Source organism: Rhizobium sp. YAF28 (genome assembly GCF_052113285.1).
Classification (GTDB): Bacteria; Pseudomonadota; Alphaproteobacteria; order Rhizobiales; family Rhizobiaceae; genus Rhizobium.
Window position 1 is genome coordinate 514280 of the sequence record NZ_JBFRCX010000001.1, and the last position, 17169, is coordinate 531448.

Genomic DNA, 17169 nt, shown 5'->3' on the forward strand with positions numbered 1-17169 from the left:
GAAAGCCACCAGAACGGAGAAGAGATTTCATGTTCACTCGCAGACAGACGCTCGGCCTTTTCGGCGCTGCGGCCGCCGCCACCATCCTGCCGCAGGTTCGCTCCGCAAAGGCTGCGGCCACGACGCTTCGCATCGGCTGGCAGAAGTTCGGCGTGCTGCCACTCGCCAAGGCCTCGGGCGCGCTGGAAAAGCGGCTTGAGGCCAAGGGCGTCAGCGTCGAGTGGAATGAGTTCACGTCAGGCCCGCCACTGCTCGAGGCCGTCGGCGCCGGCGCACTGGATTTCGGCGTCTCCGGCGATGTGCCGCCGCTCTTTGCTCAGGCGGCCGGTGGCGATCTTCTCTATGTCGGAGCCTATCGGGGACCTGCCGCCTTCCATGGGCTTCTCGTCCAGAAGGATTCGCCGATCCAGAAACTCGAGGATCTGAAGGGTAAGAAAATTGCCTATAAGCGTGGCTCCAGCGCTCATAATTTTGCGCTCAAGGTGCTCGCCAAGGCCGGGCTTTCGCTTACCGATATTACCGAAGTCGATCTGCCGCCGCCGGATGCGGGAGCGGCCTTCAAGACCGGCAGCATCGATGCCTGGGCGATCTGGGACCCGTTCTTTGCGGTGGCCGAAGCCGATCCGCAGACGCGGGTGCTGACGACCTCCGAAGGCCTGCTCGACAACTGGGGCTATTTCCTCGGCAACGGTACCTTTACCGGCGCCAATCCCGAAGTAATCGTCGATGTGATCGACGAGCTCGCCAAGGTCGGCGCGGCCGCCCAGGCCAATCTTGACGACACGGTGAAGGCGCTGGCCCAGATCACCGGCGTACCCGCCGATATCACCCGCGTGACGCTCACCCGCAGCCAGGCCGACCTCGGCAAGATCTCTCTCGTGCCGGATGCCACGCTCACCTATCAGCAGGCGCTCGCCGATGATTTCTACAAGCTCAAGATCGTGCCGAAGCAGCTCAAGGTCAGCGATATCGTCTGGCACCCGAAGGCGAGCTAACGGCCGCCGGGCGAGCTGACAGCCGCCGGGCGAGCTAACGGCCGCACCGCCGATTTCAGACAGTTATAAGAAAGGAATGCGCTCATGACCGCTTCATCCGACCCGATCAATTTCCTCTGGTTCATCCCGACTTCAGGTGACGGCACCTATCTCGGTTCCACCGATCTCAACCGCGCACCGGAGATCGGCTACCTGACGCAAATCGCACAGGCGGTCGACCGTCTCGGCTATTCCGGCGTGCTCTTGCCGACCGGTGTCGCCTGCGAGGAATCCTTCGTCATGGCCTCGGCGCTGGCAGCGCGGACCGAGAAGCTGCAGTTCCTGGTGGCGATCCGCCCGGGTACTGCGTCACCCGCCTATTATGCCCGCCTTGCCACCACGCTCGACCGCATCTCCAACGGCCGCCTGCTGCTCAATATCGTCGTTGGCGGCAGCCCCGCCGAGCTTGCCGGCGACGGCATCCATCTGGAGCACGACGAGCGCTACGCCCATGCCGACGAGTTCTTTCATGTCTTCGAAGAACTGCTCGAAAAGGGTGTCGCCAGCTATGACGGCAAGTACATCAAGGCGACCGATGCCCGCCTCGGCTTCCCCTCGGTGCAGTCGCCGCGCCCGCCGCTCTATTTCGGCGGTTCTTCGGATGCCGGCATCGATTTCGCCGTCGGCCGCGTCGACAAGTATCTGACCTGGGGTGAACCGCCGGCACAGGTTGCCGAAAAGGTTCAGAAGGTGCGCGCTGCCGCTGCCGGCAAGGGCCGCGACGTCTCCTTCGGCATCCGCCTGCACTTCATCGTTCGCGAGACGGACGAAGAGGCATGGGAAGCCGCTGACCGCCTGATCCGCCATCTCGATGACGAGACGATCGCCGAAGCGCAGGAGCGTTTCGTCAAGGAATCCGACTCCGTCGGCCAGAAGCGCATGGCAGCCCTCCATGGCGGCCGCCGCGACAAGCTTGAAGTGTCACCGAACCTCTGGGCCGGTATCGGCCTGGTGCGCGCCGGTGCGGGTACTGCGCTCGTCGGCTCGCCGAAGACAGTGGCTGCTCGTCTCAGGGAATATCAGGACGTTGGCATCGATACGGTCATCGGCTCCGGCTATCCGCACCTGGAAGAGGCCTATCGCGTCGCCGAACTGCTTTTCCCGGAACTCGGCATCAGCAGGGACGAACAGCGCCTGAGCTTCAACAACGAGTTCGGCCGCAAGAAGGTTTTTGCCGGCGGTAGCCATGGCGGCAACCTGAAGGTTGTTTCCGGCTCCTGATAGGGGCCGCTTTTCCCAACGCAGTTCCGGACACGAAGCCCCGCACAGCTTTGCCGGAATTGTTCAGAACCGAAGCGCGAGGAAGATATCCATGTCGACTTTCGATACGCCGTTTGCGCGGGCTGCCGCCGAGACGCGCAAGGGTAGGGCGGGTTTCCGCCTGCCGCTGCCCGGCCGCGACAAGCTGCTGCCCTATCTGGTGCCGGTTGCGATCGTCGCACTCTGGCAGCTTGGCTGTTCTGTCGGCTGGATTTCCTCGCGCATCATGCCGTCTCCGGCCGATGTCGCCTCTGCCTTCTGGACGACGACGATCTCGGGGCAATTGCCTGAGGACGTTATGGTCAGCGCGGCGCGGGCCTTTGCCGGCCTTCTGGTCGGCGGCTCGATCGGCTTCCTGCTCGGCATTGCCAATGGCGTGTCGAAACTCTCGGAGCAGCTGACGGATACGACGCTGCAGATGCTACGCACCATTCCGCATCTGGCGATGATCCCGCTCGTCATCCTCTGGTTCGGCATCGGTGAGGAATCGAAGCTGTTCCTCACCTCGCTCGGCGTGCTCTTTCCCGTCTATCTCAACACCTATCATGGCGTGCGCAATGTCGATCGCGACCTGATCGAGATGGGCAAGGTCTATGGCATGAGCGGCTGGACGCTGTTCCGCAAGGTGATCTTCCCCGGCGCGCTGCCGTCGATCTTCGTCGGGCTGCGTTATGCGCTCGGCATCATGTGGCTGACGCTGATCGTCTCGGAATCGATTGCCGCATCCTCGGGCATCGGCCACATGGCCAACAATGCCCGCGAATTCATGATGACCGATGTCGTGGTGCTGGCGCTCGTCATCTATGCCGTGCTCGGCAAGCTCGCCGATGTCGTCGCCCGCGCGCTGGAGCGTCAGACGCTCAAGTGGAACCCGGCTTACGCCAAGTAGGAGTTGAAGCCATGACCGTTGTCACGCACGAACGTTTTCATGCCGCCGAAGCTGTAGAATTCTCCGAGAACCAGCCGGTTGCCGCCGGTGAAGGCGCTGCTGCCATCACACTTTCCGGTCTCGAAAAGAGCTTTGGCGCCAACCGGGTGCTGCGCGGCATCAATCTGCATATTCCGGCCGGCCAGTTCGTCGCCGTTATCGGCAAGAGCGGCTGTGGCAAGAGCACGCTGCTGCGCATCCTGATGGGCCTCGATGAACCTACGTCGGGCGATCTACACTTCGAAGGTGCTGATGGCAGCGAGACGCATCCGAATGCTCGCATTGTCTTCCAGGAACCGCGCCTCTTGCCCTGGCTCAGCGTCGCCGACAATGTCGTCGTCGGTCTCGGCGAAGGCGTCGAGAAGAAGCGTGCGCGTGAGGAAGCCCGGGCTGTGCTTGATGAAGTGCAGCTTGCCGAAAAGGCAGGCGAATGGCCGGCACGCCTCTCCGGCGGCCAGCGTCAGCGTGTGGCGCTCGCCCGCGCGCTCGTCAGCAAGCCGGGCATTCTGGCGCTCGATGAACCGCTCGGCGCGCTGGATGCGCTCACTCGCATCAGCATGCAGCAATTGCTGAACCGCGTCTGGCGCGAACTCGGATGCACCACTGTTCTCGTCACCCATGATGTCAGCGAAGCCGTGCATCTCGCCGACCGGGTGATCGTACTGGAAGAGGGCCGCATCGCGCTTGATCTCGCCATTCCCTATCCGCACCCGCGCCGCCACGGCAATCCGGCGTTGGCGGAGCTCGAAGGGCGGCTGCTGTCGGCGATCCTCGGTAGCGATGGCGGGCATTAGGCTCGCCATTCGTCGCCTTCCGGAAGGCAGCCACCTGAATGCCGGCAAGTGACATTGCGTCGCTGCGATGGCGCGAGGGCGGATCATCCGCTAGATAAGAGCAGGTTCGCATCATCGCGATACCTGGCATTCAATCAGAGCGGATCACTCCCATGACCATTCAACTCTACGGCTTCTGGCGCTCAAACGCGGCTTTTCGTGTCCGCGTCGCGCTTGCCCTGAAGAAACTGCCTTTCGAGGAAATCGAAATCGATATTCTCTCCGGGCGTCAGTTCGATGCTGCTTATGCCGAAGTGAACGCCGAACATGTCGTGCCCACCCTGGTTCACGATGGCCATCGCGTCTTTCAATCGCTGGCGATCATGGAATATCTCGACGATATCCATCCGCAGCCGCGCTTGATGCCCGAGGATGCCAGGGAGAAAGCCTATGCTCGGTCGCTGGCGCTGGTCGCCGTCGCCGATGCCCATCCGCTGATCGTGCCGCGCGTGCGCAAACATCTCGGCCAGGCATTCGGCGCAGTTGCATCCGCGATCGAGACATGGTGCCGGCATTGGACGACGGAGGGACTTGCGACCTACGAGCGCCTGCTCACCCGGCGCCCGCCGGCACCGTTTGCGCTCGGAGAGGCCCCCGGCATTGCCGATATCTGCATCGCCGGCCAGATCGTCATGGCCGATCTCAACAAGATCGACCTATCGGCCTTTCCTTCCCTGGCGGCTCTCGGGACGCGCTGTTTCGACCTTCCGGAATTTGCGCAGGCCCATCCTTCTCGGCAGGCCGGCTACTCGAACGCTCATTAGCAAGGCGGGCGCCCGCTATTCCTGCGGCCGGAACTCGTCCGGCAGGTTTTCCTTGTAGGGGTAGAACTTGAAATAGGGCAGCGCCTCTTTCAGTCCGCGGGCGAAGGAGGGGCGCTCCAGCAGACGGCGGTAATAGGCTTCGATGCCCGGGCGCTTCTCGGTGAAGGGCACCAGCGTGCGGGCGTAGAAGAGGGCGGGTGCCGCGGCGCAGTCGGCCATGGTGAAGGCGTCGCCGGTGATCCAGGCTTTGCCGTCGATCTGCTTTTCCACCATGTCATAGGCGAGAGACAGCATGGCGCGCGCTTCATTGACGCCGTGCGGATCGGCCGAGCCTTCCGGGCGTATCCGGTCTATGACGATCTTCTGCATCGGCACCTGCACATAGAGATCGAAGAAGCGGTCCCAGAGGCGGATCTGCAGGCCGGCATTGGTTTCCTCCGGCACGAGTGAAACAGGGCCGGGATAGTGCCGGTCCAGATATTCGATGATGATGCTGGTTTCGGGAATCGTGCTGTCGCGCGTCTCGTCGCGCAGGATGGGGATCTTGCCGACGGGCCAGAAACGCAGAAGGTCGGCGCTCGATTGCTCGTCGGCGAGATCGACGAAGCGGTTTTCGAAGGGCGTCCCATTTTCGTAGAGAGCGATCAGCACCTTGTGGCAGAAGGAGGCAAGCGGATGCTGGTAGAGAACGAGCGCCATGCATTGACCTTTCCTGAAGAGATCAGGTCAAGAAATTAGCAAGGCGCCCGTAAAATGCCAGATGGCACGTTCAGCCGTTATAACGCGCCGTCACCAGATGGCCGGGGCTCGGCCGCCCCTCCTGCATGCGCACGTTGATCTCCATCATCTCGATGAGCTCGAAGCCTGTGGCGGCCAGGCGCTCGCGGATATAGGTCTCGGTGTGGATGAAGCGCTGGTGCGGGCCGACCATATAGGCGCGACCGTCTGCCAGCCTTTCGGGCAGGGTTTCCGAGGAGAAGATGAAGATGCCGCCGGCATTCATGTTCTCTGCAGCGCCGAAGAACAACGGCTCCAGCGCGCCGAGATAGGGCAGCACGTCAGTCGCGGTGATCAGATCGAAAGGATCCTCTTCATTGTCGTCGAGGAAATCCTCGACCTCGGCAACGAAGAGCGTCTCATAGACTTCCTTCTCATCGGCGATGACGACCATATTCTCGGAGATATCGATGCCGATCATCTCCTCGCAGAGGTCATTCAGCGCGCTGCCGGTCAGGCCCGTGCCGCAACCAAGATCAAGCATGCGCTTGAAAGGGCCGAGCTTCAGGTCCTGCAGGCGCTGGCGCACGAGCATCGGCACATGGTAGCCGAGCTGTTCCACCAGCACATCCTCGAAGACTTCGGCATGCTGATCGAAGAGAGTTTCGACATAGGCGTCCGGCGCTCGAACAGGCGTTTCGCCGCGGCCCATGGAGGCAATACGCACAGCCGCACCGCCGTGATCGTCGGGGTCGATGGCCAGGACTTCCTGATAGGCTTCCACGGCCGCATCGATGTCACCGGCTTTTTCAAGCGCAAGAGCGCGGTTATAGGCTTCCGCGAGAGCCTCTTCGTCGATCTTCTTTTTGTTCATGCGGGCGTTTTAGAGCCCACAGCTTACCATCGCAACTGCAATTTCAGTGCAATATGAATTCGCCCTTAAGGGAGCGCCACTCCGTTGCCGAAATGAGCCTGCGGTGAATGTAACGCACCGAATGCAGCGGCCCATCCAGTTTCTCCTGCCAGAACTTCAGGAAACCATGCATTTCCGGAAAGTCCGGTGCGAGGTCGTAGTCCTGCCAGATATAGGTCTGAAGAAAGGCCGGATGATCCGGCATGCGGTAGAGGATCTGGGCCGTCGTCAGCCCGTAACCCTTAAGCTGCTTTTCCATGTCCTTGTGCATATTGTCTCACTTCTTCTTGTTCCCACTCTGCGTTTATTAGCGCTGCATGATATGAGATCATGCCGTGGTTAACGGAAGCTTGACAGATATCGCATAAAAGCGCTATTTGTTTTTGATTTCAATAACTTGGCAGCAGCAATAGGAGAGTGCTGCCAAGTCTCTTCAGCGCTTCAAGTGGCGCGTCAGGCGGCGCTCGATCCAGCCCCAGAGGTGGCGCAAGGCTTCCACGATCGTGAGATAGAAGATCGCCGCCCACAGATAGGTCTGGTAGTCGAAGGTACGCGAGAAGGCATAACGCGTTTCGCCCATCAGGTCGAGCACAGTGATGATGGCAACGACCGCCGAGCCCTTGATCAGCAGGATGATCTCGTTGCCATAGGGGCGCAGCGCCACGATGAAGGCCTGCGGCAGGATGATCTTGCGGAAAGCGATGATGCGGTGGATGCCGAGTGCATCGGCCGCCTCGCGCTGGCCATATGGCACGCTTTCAATGGCGCCGCGCAGGATTTCCGCCTGATAGGCCGCGGTATTGATGGTCATGGCGAAGACGCCGCAAAACCAGGCATCGCGGAAGAACCACCAGAGACCGACCGCTTCCAGCTGCGGCCGGAACGCACCGAGGCCGTAATAGACCAGGAATAGCTGGGCAAGCAGCGGCGTGCCGCGGAAGAAATAGATGTAGCCGTAGGCGAGCCAGTTCAGCACGCGATTTTTTGACATGCGCGCCATGGCGAGCGGCAGAGACAGCACGGCGCCGCAGACGACCGAAATGCCCACAATGCTGAGCGTCATCCACAGGCCGTGCAGATAACGCGGCCCGTAGCGGGTGAACTTCTCCGGATCCCAGCCATTGATGACGGTGTAGATCAGGAGTGCGGCAAGCAGCGCCCAGAAGGCCACGAATATATTGCCGGCGAGGCGTGAGGCCGTCATCGGCTTTGCCACGGCGCGGGGTGCCGGCTGCGGGGGGATCAATGTTTCAGCGTAGCTCATCGACGGACCTCCGAGCGCTTGGCCCAGCGGTCGACATAGACGAGCAGGAAGGAGGAAAGGATGGCCAGCGCCAGATAGAGACAGCAGGCCAGGCCATAGAAGAAGAAGGGCTCCTTGGTCACGCGCACGGCGACACTCGTCTGGCGCAGGATATCGGCAAGGCTGATGATCGACACATAGGACGTGTCCTTCAGCAGCACCATCCAGAGATTCGTGAGGCCGGGCAGGGCGATGCGAACGAGCTGCGGCAAGACGATGAGGCGCAGCGTGCGGCCGCGATGCAGGCCGAGCGCGTCTCCCGCTTCATACTGCCCCTTGGGAATGGCGCGGAAGGCCGAGAGCAGCACTTCCGAGCAATAGGCGGAAAAGACGACCGACAGCGCGATGACGCCAGCAAAGAAGGCGTTGATTTCGACCGGCGGGCCATTATAGCCGGCGAGATCCAGCAGATACTGGATGAGGATCTGCATGCCGTAATAGATGATGAAGAGCGTCAGAAGCTCCGGCAGGCCGCGGAAGATCGTGGTGTAGACGCCGGCCGCCAGCCGCAGCGACTTTTCTTCCGATTGCTGGCCGAGCGCGACCAGAAAACCGATGACGAGACCGATCGGCAAGGTGACGACCGCCACCGAAACGGTGACCTGCAGGCCGAGTGCGATCTCGTCGCCCCAGCCGGTATCGCCACAGGCAAGAATCGTCGACGGCGCTAACCAGGTGAAGATGCCAACGGGCCCGCACAGTGGATCGACGATGTGCACAATCAGGCTCCAGAAGGAGCCAAGCGCGGAAAATAATCCGCCCATGCCAGAATTCCCCTCACGGCTTTTGCCGTTTTGATATTGCCACCTTTGTCAAACAAAAATGGCGGAAGAGCAAGCCTTCCGCCATCATCTTCATCGGCCAGATAGCGAATTTATCATTCGCCGTAAACGTCGAAATCGAAGTACTTTTCCTGGATCTTCTTGTACTCACCGCTGGCGCGGATCGCGGCGATCGCGGTGTTCAGCTTTTCCTTCAGCGGATCGCCCTTGCGGATGGCGATGCCTGCACCGTTGCCGTTGATTTCCTTGTCGACCGGCAGAGTCGTCAGGATCTTGCAGCAGGAGCCGGCATCGGACTTGACCCATTCGGAGAGAACGACGACGTCGTCGATGACGGCATCAACGCGGCCGCTGGAGACGTCGAGCTTGTACTCGTCGGCCGTCGGGTAGAGCTTCAGTTCGGTGTCGGCGAGATGCTTCTCGGCGTAGTTGGCATGGGTCGTGGAGGTCTGCGCGCCGATCACCTTGCCCTTGAGGCCGGCAACATCGGTGATCGTGGAGTCCTTCGGCACGGCGATTGCCGGCGGGGTGTTGTAGTACTTGTTGGAGAAGTCGACGAGCTTGAGGCGCTCAGGCGTGATCGACATGGAAGAGACGATCATGTCGAACTTCTTGGCGTTCAGAGCCGGGATGATGCCGTCCCAGTCAGTGGACACGAAGGAGCATTCGGCCTTCATTTGGGCGCAGAGTGCCTTGGCGACATCGATGTCGAAGCCCTGAATGGTGCCACTGGCGTCGACGAATTCGAAAGGCGGATAGGTCGAGTCCGTGCCGATCACATATTTTTCGCCGTCGGCAAGCGCCGCGCCGGCGAAGAGAGACATTGCCGCCATCGAGGCAGCAGCAAGGAGCTTGGTGGAAATGCGCATGAGGATCCTCTCTGTTGGTGGCTCCGGGCCTTTTTGTTGTTCGCCGGAGGCCGCACACTTCGACGGTGCCACCACCGTCTTGCGGCGATAATCAAACCTTTTCTCACAAAATTGCAACAGGAATCCCGCCGCAATTGTGCGCTGCAACCGGCAGCCAGCGTGCGAGCCGACATGAACGGGGACCGACCGCCACGTTCAGGCGAGGTTAATGCGTGCCTTCCTAGCTTCCGGAACAAATCGGCACTTTAGCGCTTTGAGTTTCGCCTGGTGCACAAAAAGCCGTGATTGCGGGGCAGTGAGCCCCGGTCGAAGTCAAAACAAGGACGAGGAAACCCCATATGGGCATGAAATCCAGACTGTTTGCGAGCGCGGCCTTTCCGCTGCTTTCCCTTGCCTTCGTAGTGCCGCCGGTAGGCGCTTACGCCGCAGTCGGCGGGGTTCAGCATGGCGCTGTCGGCACTGTTGCCAATACCGTCGTTGGGGGCAGCTACGAGGTGGCGCAGGACGCACCTTCCGAAGAGGAGCTCCTGAAAAAGAAGAAGCAGGCAGAAGAGCAGCAACAGCAGCAGGAGGCGCCCGCCGAGAAGCCGCAGAAGCGCGAGGCGCCCGCCGAAAGCGCTCCGGAACCGGAACAGAAGCCCAAGCGCCAGCGCGAGCCCGAACCGCAGGCAGAGCCGCAAGCCCAGGCACCCGCGGCCGAGGAGCCCGCACGTCCACGCCGCCAGCGCGAAGCCCAGCCCGAACAGGCAACACCCGACCAGCAGGCTCCTGCCGCCGAGGAACCGCAGCGGCCGCGCCGCCAGAAGCAGGCACAGCCGGAACAGCAGGCCGAGCCGCAAGCTCAGCAGCCGCAGGCGGAACAGCCCCCGGCAGAGCAGCCGAAGCGCCAGCGCGATCGCAAGCAGAATGCCGAGCAGGCCGCTCCTGACTCGCAGCAGCCCGCTGTCGAAGCTCCGGCCGCCGGCGAGGCGAATCAGCCTGCTGAAAAACCGCGCCAGCGCCCGCAGCGCCAGAAGACGGAAACGACAGAGCAGCCGGCGGAGCAGCAGGGCGGCAAGCGGCCAGCCGGCGGCAAGCGTCCCGCGACAACCGAGCAGCAGGCAGCACCTTCTGGTGAGGCACCCGTCCCAGCCGGAAAGCCCGCAACGGCCGAACAGCCGACAGGCGAGAAGCCCGTCCCGGCGGAAAAGCCTGCGACAGCCGAAAAGCCCGCTGCAACTGAAACGCCGGCAACCGCTGAAAAGCCGGCAACCGCTGAAAAGCCGGCAACCGCTGAAAAGCCTACCGCTGGCGAACAGCCCGCCAATGGTCAGCAGGCTGTCCAGCCCGTACCCGGCCAGCAGCCTGAACAGCCTGCCGCCATCGTGCCGCAGCCTGGCGAACAGCCGGCAGCCGGTGCGCCGCAGCAGGCCGAACAGGCCATTCCGGCGCCTGAAAAGGTCACCCCGCAGGAGCTGGAGCGCCGCAAGCAGATCGCCCAGGACCCGGCCAAGAGCAGCGAGACCATCGTCCTGCCGGTTGAGAATGGTGCCGCCGTTCTCGACAGCGACAAGGATGCCGATCGCAGCCAGGGCCGGCAGGGTCGCCGCGACCGCGACCGCCAGCGCGCCGACAGCCAGGATTTCAAGCTACCGACCTCGGATGCCGAGGCCCAGTCGCTGAGCCGCGGCCAGCAGCGCGCGCCGGTCGAGATGGAAGCCGTGACCCGCGAGCAGGGCCGCCGCATGGACCGCCGCCCGCAGTTCGACCGGCCGGAAGGAGCAAACTACGGCGAGCGCACGGACGACAGCCGTATCATCATCCAGTTCGGCGACCGTACCGTGGTGCGCAGCGATGACGACCGCCGGTTCCTGCGTGACGGCGAACGGCCGAGCTATGAGGAGCTTTCGGGCGACCGCTACCGCGAGACGATCATGCGGCCGGAGGGCTATCGCATCGTGACGATCCGCAACCGGTACGGCGACATCATCCAGCGCTCGCGCGTCGATGCCCGCGGCCGGGAAGAGGTGCTGTATTACTCGCCAGAGCTCTATGAGGATCCGGACCGCGATTACTTCGAGGATGCGGGTGCCGACCTGCCGCCGATGCGCCTGCGCGTGCCGCTAAACGACTATATCATCGATACCAGCACCGATCCGGACCGTGACTATTACGAGTTCCTGAGCGAGCCGCCCGTCGAACCGGTCGAACGCGTCTATTCGCTGAACGAGGTGAAATATTCCGCCCGTATCCGCGACAAGGTGCGCCGCATCGACCTGGATACGGTGACCTTTGCGACCGGCAGTGCGGAAATCCCGATGACCCAGGCCCGCACGCTGCGCAAGGTGGCCGATGCGATCAACGAAGTGCTCGATAAGAACAAGAGCGAGACCTTCCTGATCGAAGGCCACACGGATGCGGTGGGTTCTGACCAGAGCAACCTGATTCTGTCTGACCAGCGCGCGGAATCGGTCGCCAACGTACTGACGGATGTCTATGGGATCCCGCCGGAGAACCTTGCGACTCAGGGTTATGGCGAGCGCTATCTGAAGGTGAATACAGTAGGACCGAACCAGGAGAACCGGCGCGTGACCATTCGCCGTGTGACGCCGCTCGTGCGGCCGGTGGCACAGAACAGGTAAGCGAGTAACTGGAATTTTATGAGGAGGGCGGGGTCCGTGAGGGCCTCGCCCTTTTTATTTTGTGATGGCGATGATGGGAGCAGGTGGCCCGAAGGGTCGGATGAGGGGTCGCAGGTAAAACAAATGCGGTCTTCGCTATCCGCTCAGACGTTCGCTCGCGCCGGTTGGGGAGACGGAGGAGCCCCAAGATCAACCGTGTGCGCAACAAAATCCGCAATCGCGATCGTATCATTGAGATCAAACACGGCGAGCCCCGCAGCGTCCTCGACCTCGTGATCCGCCGCAATCGCCACGATATGCGGATCCTCGGGCGCCAGCGGATCGCGTCTTGCAGCCTCCAGCCGCCGCGCCTCGATCTTCGGGATCGGCTCGCGCTTGTAGCCCTCGATCAGCACCAGGTCGCAAGGCGCAAGCCGCGCCAATATCTCCTCGAAGCTCGGCTCCGGGGCGCCGCGCAACTCGTGCATGATGGCGTAGCGGGTGCCCGAGACGATCGTCACCTCATGGGCGCCGGCCTGGCGGTGGCGGTAGCTGTCGGCGCCGACCTTGTCGATGTCGAAATCGTGGTGGGCGTGTTTGATGGTGGAGATGCGATAACCGCGGCGGGTGAATTCCTCGACGAGACGCACCGCAAGGCCTGTCTTGCCGGAATTCTTCCAACCGGCGATCCCGAAGATCTTCTGTGTCATCCGCCCATCTTCTTTCATGTGCCCATCTTCTTTCACGTGCGAAGGGCCTTCAGCCAGCGTTCGGCCTCCATTAAATCATCCGGCGTGTTGATGTTAAAGAAGGGATCGAGAACGCTGGCGCGGGTCGGATGCAGCGGGAAGGAGACTTCCGTAACGTCATGACGCAAGAGGAAGTCGCGAACACGGCGCTTCTCGTCGATCCTGACCCATTCTTCCAGATCCCCGGCGAGCGCCGTCGGCCAAAGGCCGAAGACCGGATGGCTGCGGCCTTCCGAGGCAGCAATGGCGATCTGTTCGGGATGGCTTACCGCGCCCGCAAGCCGGCTAACAAGATCGGCCGGAAGGAAGGGACAATCGACGGAGACGGTGACGACATGGGTTGAAGGCAGGCCGGCGCCATAAACCATGGCCGCATGAATGCCGGCCATCGGCCCCGCCTTGCCGGGAATACGGTCGGAAACAACGGGCAGGTCGTGTCCGTCGGCCGCATCGGCATTGACGGCGATCTGTGCCGTCTGCGGCGAGAGGCGGGCCAGAACATGGGAGAGCAGGCTGCGGCCGCCAAGCGTAACGCCCGCCTTGTCGCGGCCCATGCGCGATGAGCGGCCGCCGGCCAGCACGACGCCGGGAATGGTCGATTGGTCGAGCACGAAGTCAGTCATGGCGATACCTCGGACTATCACACGGGCGAGCGGGGCGCCGATTCCTGCGCGACCGGCGGCACGTGGCGCTTGGCCTCACGATAGAACGTATAGAGGCCGGAGGCGATAACGATGGCAGCGCCCACCAGCGTCCAGGAATCAGGCACTTCGGCAAAGAAGAAGAAACCGAGCAGGGAGGAGAAGATCAGGCTCGTATAGCGGAAGGGCGCGACGAAGGAGATCTCGCCGGTACGCATGGCGAGGATGACCGACTGGTAGCCGACGAGCACCAGCACGGAGGCAAGCAACAGATGCGTGAGCGAGGTAACGCTGACCGGTTCCCAGCCGCCGAGGAAGGGGATCATAAGCGCGCCGAAGATTGCGACCGAGACCGCCGTGACCGTCGTGATCATCAGCGAGGGAATATCCTTGCTGATGCTGCGGGTGGCGAGATCGCGCCCTGCGGTGGAGGCGACGCTGCCGACGCAGAGGAGGGCGGCGGCGGTAAAGCCTTCCGGACCGGGGCGGATGATGATCATCACGCCGATGAGGCCGACAAGGATCGCCATCCAGCGCCGCCAGCCGACCGGCTCCTTGAAGAAGAGTGCCGCGCCGAAGGTGACGACGAGCGGCAGAGACTGCAGGATCGCCGAGGCATTGGCGATCGGCATCATGCCGAGAGCGGTAATGTAGGTGACGGCGGCGATGATCTCACAGGCAATGCGCAGAGCGATGACGGGTTTGAGCATGACCCGCCAGGGCCTCAATGCGCCCAGCTTCCAGGCGATCAGATAGACGAGGATGCTGGTGAAGAGGCCACGCAGGAACATGATCTCGCCGGCATTCATGTGGGAAATGACCGATTTGGAGAGTGCGTCGCTTGAGGAAAAGCCCGCCATCGCCATGCTCATATAGATGGCGCCTTCGGTATTGCGTGATCGCGGCATGCTGGAGATTCCCTTACCTTACAAGCTCTTTTAGAAGGGAACCGACAGCAAGGGAATCGGAGGAATGCCACACCTGCAATAATTCGATGCTGCAGCGCAGCGCAACCTAACGTTAGGGAAGGCAAATCCTTGTGCAGTTGCGGCAAATATTAGAAATATAAGGATAATTCCCAAATCTTCCGGTTGCGGATTAAGGTTGTATCAACCGATTCAGCGAAATATGCGACCACCTTCATGATGGAGGAGGCCGCCGAACCATCCGGAATGATTGCGGAGTGGACGGTACCATCAGTTTCAAGGCGCGCCTCAATGCACTTCATCGACCGACTTCTGCAAAGCCGTCGTATCGTCACCAAGGTCCTGCTGTTCGTCATCCCGCTCGTCGTGCTGATCGCCGGTGTCGGCATCCTCGGTTACCACACGGCCAATATCCTGAACGGCCACATGACGGTGACGCGTGCGACGATCGAAAATATCTCCGATTTCGAGAACCTGCAGGCGGCACTCCAGGAGTTCCTCTCCGATCCGTCGGATGCGAGCAAAGCCGGTTTCGGCAAGGCGATCGATGCGCAGGAAAGTGGCGTCGTGCGCCTGAACGGCTTGCTGAAGACCGGCGACCAGCGCAGCCAGCTGACCGAAGTCAGCGGCCTGGCGTCAGCCATGCGCAGACAGCAGGAGACGCTGTGGGGCCTGCGCCAGACGGAAGATGCGAGCGTTGCAGCCATTACAAGGACGGTGCAGGCGATTTCGGCTGCCGCAGAGGAAGCCGGTGGCCAGACCGATCTCGTGCGCGAGGATTTCACCGACAAGGAAGTCTTCGCCAAGGCGCTGCTCTACAATTCTGCCGCCTTCAAGTCGCTGACCGATATCATGGGCGCGATGCGCGTCGACATCCAGATGGGCTTTACGCCCGAGGAGCAGATCGAGGCCGCCCAGCAGCATATTGCCGAGATCCTGAAGCAGCTCGATATCGCCAAGGCCATGGTCTCCAAGGATGGCCAGCAGTTGATCGGGCAGGTGGCCGAGACAGCCGGCAAGCTCGACGCGCTCCTGAAGGGCAGCGGCACACCGGATGAGAAAGCCTCCGGCATGGCGCCGCTACTGACCGGCTTCGTCAATACCGAGGGGCAGATGACGCTGCAGTCGGCCAAGAACAGCGACACTGCGTCTGCCCGCTTCGTCAGCCTCGACAAGAGCATTGCCGAACAGCGCGAGCTTTTGACCTCGGTCGACCAGGTGCGCGACAACGCCGACCGGTTGCAGGTGCATGTCAGCCAGATGCTGAGCACACGTGATGGCGCCGCACGGGACGTGGTACTCGCAGATCTCAAGGCGCTCACCGAAACCGCCAAGAAGATCTCCGAACTCGGCGCCAATGATGCCGTCACGAAGGCTTTCGCGGACAAGGTTGCTCCGGCTGCCGCTTCGCTCACCTCCGGTTCCGCCGACATGCTGAAGGCGGCGGCGGATTGGAAGGCGGCGCGCCAGCAGTCATCCGAAATCCTCTCCGGCGCCATGGCCTCGCTTCGCCAGTTCGTCAGCCAGGCGCAGGAACTCGGCAAGGAAGACAGCGAGCGTTCGGCCAATGTTTCTGTCTTTGCGATGATCCTCGGGACGCTGCTGGCGATCATCGGCGGGCTGATTCTGGTCGAAACCCTGCGCGGCCCGCTGAAGCGCGTTTCAGACGTGATGACCCGGCTTGCTAATGGCGATCTCGAAGTTGCCATCGAAGGCCGTAACCGCGGCGACGAGATTGGCGACATGGTTCGCTCGGTCGCTGTCTTCCGTGATGCGGCTGTCGAAAACGTCCGGCTCGAGAAGGAGGCCGAAAGCGCGCGGGCGCTCTCAGCCGACGAGGCGAGCCGCCGCGCCGCCGAGCGCGCTCGCATCGAGGCCGAACAGAAGCAGGCGCTGAATGCGCTCTCCGACGTGCTGCAGCAGCTGGCACAAGGCAATCTGGAAATCGGCATGCGTCGCGATCTCGCCAGCGATTTCGTCGATATGGCGGATACCTACAATCATGCCGTCGAGGCACTCCGCCAGACGTTGGCCGATGTGCGCGGCGCCACCGTCGAGATCAAGGGCGGCACGGGCAACCTCGCGTCCTCGGCCGATGATCTTGCGCGCCGCACCGAACAGCAGGCGGCCGCACTCGAGGAGAGCTCGCGGGCGCTGCGGCACCTGAGCGATGTCGTGCGCTCCACCGCCGACCGCGCCAAGCAGACGGCGCAATCCGTCAACGAGACACAGGTTTTCGCGACCCGTTCCGGCGAAGTCGTCGCCAAGGCCGTCGATGCGATGGGCGAAATCAACCGGTCGTCCGAAAAGATCGCCACCATCATCGGCGTGATCGACGAGATCGCCTTCCAGACCAACCTCCTGGCGCTGAATGCGGGCGTCGAAGCAGCACGTGCAGGCGAGGCGGGTCGCGGCTTTGCAGTCGTGGCGCAGGAGGTGCGTGAACTTGCCCAGCGCTGCGCCAAGGCCGCCCGCGAGATCAAGGAACTGATCTCGGCGAGTTCCGGCCAGGTGCAGAGCGGCGTAGAGCTTGTCGAGGAAACCGGCCAGGCGCTCGCCGAAATCATCGCCCATGTCGGCGGCGTGCAGCGCCTCGTCGCCGAGATTTCGGCTGCGACAGGCGAACAGTCGACAGGCCTCCACGAGGTCAGCAAGGCGGTGCATGACGTGGAGCTCATCACCCAGCAGAATGCGGCGATGGTGGAAGAGAACAACGCCGAAATCCAGGGCCTGCGCCAGCGCGTCGACATGCTCTCGGACAAGGTCAACCGCTTCCGCACCGGTGACGAAGGCGAGGTGCATGGATATGGCCGCGCCGAGGGTCGCTGGACGGGCCGTGCTGCATAAGTC

The 17169-nt window shown here is 62.2% G+C and carries 16 protein-coding genes; 7 read left to right on the top strand and 9 right to left on the bottom strand.

What is annotated here, in order from left to right:
• Positions 1 to 29: 29 nt before the first annotated feature.
• The 5 genes from AB4Z13_RS02725 (at position 30) to maiA (ending at position 4819) form a co-directional block, all read left to right on the top strand.
• Complete coding sequence (locus tag AB4Z13_RS02725) at positions 30 to 995, top strand: aliphatic sulfonate ABC transporter substrate-binding protein (protein WP_442205749.1); 966 nt, start codon at positions 30 to 32, stop codon at positions 993 to 995.
• An 84-nt stretch (positions 996 to 1079) separates the two neighbouring features.
• A complete protein-coding gene (gene ssuD, locus AB4Z13_RS02730) occupies positions 1080 to 2255 on the top strand; it encodes an FMNH2-dependent alkanesulfonate monooxygenase (protein WP_310387792.1) in 1176 nt (391 codons plus the stop codon).
• A gap of 91 nt (positions 2256 to 2346) precedes the next feature.
• A complete protein-coding gene (gene ssuC / locus AB4Z13_RS02735) occupies positions 2347 to 3183 on the top strand; it encodes an aliphatic sulfonate ABC transporter permease SsuC (protein ID WP_310387790.1) in 837 nt (278 codons plus the stop codon).
• A gap of 11 nt (positions 3184 to 3194) precedes the next feature.
• On the top strand, positions 3195 to 4016 hold the full coding sequence (locus AB4Z13_RS02740; RefSeq protein WP_442205750.1) for an ABC transporter ATP-binding protein: 822 nt from the start codon (positions 3195 to 3197) through the stop codon (positions 4014 to 4016).
• A 152-nt stretch (positions 4017 to 4168) separates the two neighbouring features.
• Entirely contained in the window at positions 4169 to 4819 is a 651-nt protein-coding gene (gene maiA / locus AB4Z13_RS02745) for a maleylacetoacetate isomerase (protein ID WP_442205751.1), read from the top strand.
• Positions 4820 to 4834: 15 nt separating this feature from the next.
• On the opposite strand, the gene AB4Z13_RS02750 is transcribed toward maiA, so the two are convergent.
• From AB4Z13_RS02750 to AB4Z13_RS02775, 6 genes are all read right to left on the bottom strand, one after another.
• Positions 4835 to 5518: a glutathione S-transferase family protein gene (locus AB4Z13_RS02750; protein ID WP_442205752.1), complete on the bottom strand. Its 684-nt coding sequence runs from the start codon at positions 5516 to 5518 to the stop codon at positions 4835 to 4837.
• A 70-nt stretch (positions 5519 to 5588) separates the two neighbouring features.
• A complete protein-coding gene (locus AB4Z13_RS02755) occupies positions 5589 to 6410 on the bottom strand; it encodes a class I SAM-dependent methyltransferase (protein WP_310387782.1) in 822 nt (273 codons plus the stop codon).
• 43 nt (positions 6411 to 6453) lie between these two features.
• Positions 6454 to 6720, bottom strand: a complete 267-nt coding sequence (locus AB4Z13_RS02760; protein ID WP_007816277.1) for an usg protein — start codon at positions 6718 to 6720, stop codon at positions 6454 to 6456.
• Positions 6721 to 6882: 162 nt separating this feature from the next.
• On the bottom strand, positions 6883 to 7713 hold the full coding sequence (locus AB4Z13_RS02765; RefSeq protein WP_113321598.1) for an ABC transporter permease: 831 nt from the start codon (positions 7711 to 7713) through the stop codon (positions 6883 to 6885).
• Positions 7710 to 8516 (bottom strand): ABC transporter permease, encoded by an 807-nt coding sequence (locus AB4Z13_RS02770; RefSeq protein WP_113321599.1) that lies wholly within the window; start codon positions 8514 to 8516, stop codon positions 7710 to 7712. Before AB4Z13_RS02770 ends, AB4Z13_RS02765 begins: the two co-directional genes overlap by 4 nt.
• Before the next feature lie 113 nt (positions 8517 to 8629).
• On the bottom strand, positions 8630 to 9403 hold the full coding sequence (locus tag AB4Z13_RS02775; protein WP_007819184.1) for a transporter substrate-binding domain-containing protein: 774 nt from the start codon (positions 9401 to 9403) through the stop codon (positions 8630 to 8632).
• A 338-nt stretch (positions 9404 to 9741) separates the two neighbouring features.
• Here AB4Z13_RS02775 and AB4Z13_RS02780 point away from each other — a divergent pair, with 338 nt between their 5' ends.
• Complete coding sequence (locus AB4Z13_RS02780; protein ID WP_442205753.1) at positions 9742 to 12024, top strand: OmpA family protein; 2283 nt, start codon at positions 9742 to 9744, stop codon at positions 12022 to 12024.
• 143 nt (positions 12025 to 12167) lie between these two features.
• Here AB4Z13_RS02780 and mobB read toward each other — a convergent pair whose 3' ends face one another.
• From mobB to AB4Z13_RS02795, 3 genes are read right to left on the bottom strand one after another with little or no spacing between them, the layout of a single operon-like run.
• A complete protein-coding gene (gene mobB, locus AB4Z13_RS02785) occupies positions 12168 to 12713 on the bottom strand; it encodes a molybdopterin-guanine dinucleotide biosynthesis protein B (RefSeq protein ID WP_442205754.1) in 546 nt (181 codons plus the stop codon).
• A gap of 32 nt (positions 12714 to 12745) precedes the next feature.
• Positions 12746 to 13375, bottom strand: a complete 630-nt coding sequence (mobA, locus tag AB4Z13_RS02790; RefSeq protein WP_442205755.1) for a molybdenum cofactor guanylyltransferase MobA — start codon at positions 13373 to 13375, stop codon at positions 12746 to 12748.
• 17 nt (positions 13376 to 13392) lie between these two features.
• On the bottom strand, positions 13393 to 14301 hold the full coding sequence (locus tag AB4Z13_RS02795; protein ID WP_442205756.1) for a DMT family transporter: 909 nt from the start codon (positions 14299 to 14301) through the stop codon (positions 13393 to 13395).
• Positions 14302 to 14610: 309 nt separating this feature from the next.
• Between AB4Z13_RS02795 and AB4Z13_RS02800 the strand changes: the two genes are divergently transcribed.
• Complete coding sequence (locus tag AB4Z13_RS02800) at positions 14611 to 17166, top strand: methyl-accepting chemotaxis protein (protein ID WP_442205757.1); 2556 nt, start codon at positions 14611 to 14613, stop codon at positions 17164 to 17166.
• Positions 17167 to 17169 lie beyond the last annotated feature (3 nt).

Coding starts and splice junctions, on each gene's coding strand:
- AB4Z13_RS02725 (WP_442205749.1), top strand. CDS start 30: ATGTTCACTCGCAGACAGACGCTCGGCCTTTTCGGCGCTGCGGCCGCC.
- ssuD (WP_310387792.1), top strand. CDS start 1,080: ATGACCGCTTCATCCGACCCGATCAATTTCCTCTGGTTCATCCCGACT.
- ssuC (WP_310387790.1), top strand. CDS start 2,347: ATGTCGACTTTCGATACGCCGTTTGCGCGGGCTGCCGCCGAGACGCGC.
- AB4Z13_RS02740 (WP_442205750.1), top strand. CDS start 3,195: ATGACCGTTGTCACGCACGAACGTTTTCATGCCGCCGAAGCTGTAGAA.
- maiA (WP_442205751.1), top strand. CDS start 4,169: ATGACCATTCAACTCTACGGCTTCTGGCGCTCAAACGCGGCTTTTCGT.
- AB4Z13_RS02750 (WP_442205752.1), bottom strand. CDS start 5,518: ATGGCGCTCGTTCTCTACCAGCATCCGCTTGCCTCCTTCTGCCACAAG.
- AB4Z13_RS02755 (WP_310387782.1), bottom strand. CDS start 6,410: ATGAACAAAAAGAAGATCGACGAAGAGGCTCTCGCGGAAGCCTATAAC.
- AB4Z13_RS02760 (WP_007816277.1), bottom strand. CDS start 6,720: ATGCACAAGGACATGGAAAAGCAGCTTAAGGGTTACGGGCTGACGACG.
- AB4Z13_RS02765 (WP_113321598.1), bottom strand. CDS start 7,713: ATGAGCTACGCTGAAACATTGATCCCCCCGCAGCCGGCACCCCGCGCC.
- AB4Z13_RS02770 (WP_113321599.1), bottom strand. CDS start 8,516: ATGGGCGGATTATTTTCCGCGCTTGGCTCCTTCTGGAGCCTGATTGTG.
- AB4Z13_RS02775 (WP_007819184.1), bottom strand. CDS start 9,403: ATGCGCATTTCCACCAAGCTCCTTGCTGCTGCCTCGATGGCGGCAATG.
- AB4Z13_RS02780 (WP_442205753.1), top strand. CDS start 9,742: ATGGGCATGAAATCCAGACTGTTTGCGAGCGCGGCCTTTCCGCTGCTT.
- mobB (WP_442205754.1), bottom strand. CDS start 12,713: ATGACACAGAAGATCTTCGGGATCGCCGGTTGGAAGAATTCCGGCAAG.
- mobA (WP_442205755.1), bottom strand. CDS start 13,375: ATGACTGACTTCGTGCTCGACCAATCGACCATTCCCGGCGTCGTGCTG.
- AB4Z13_RS02795 (WP_442205756.1), bottom strand. CDS start 14,301: ATGCCGCGATCACGCAATACCGAAGGCGCCATCTATATGAGCATGGCG.
- AB4Z13_RS02800 (WP_442205757.1), top strand. CDS start 14,611: ATGCACTTCATCGACCGACTTCTGCAAAGCCGTCGTATCGTCACCAAG.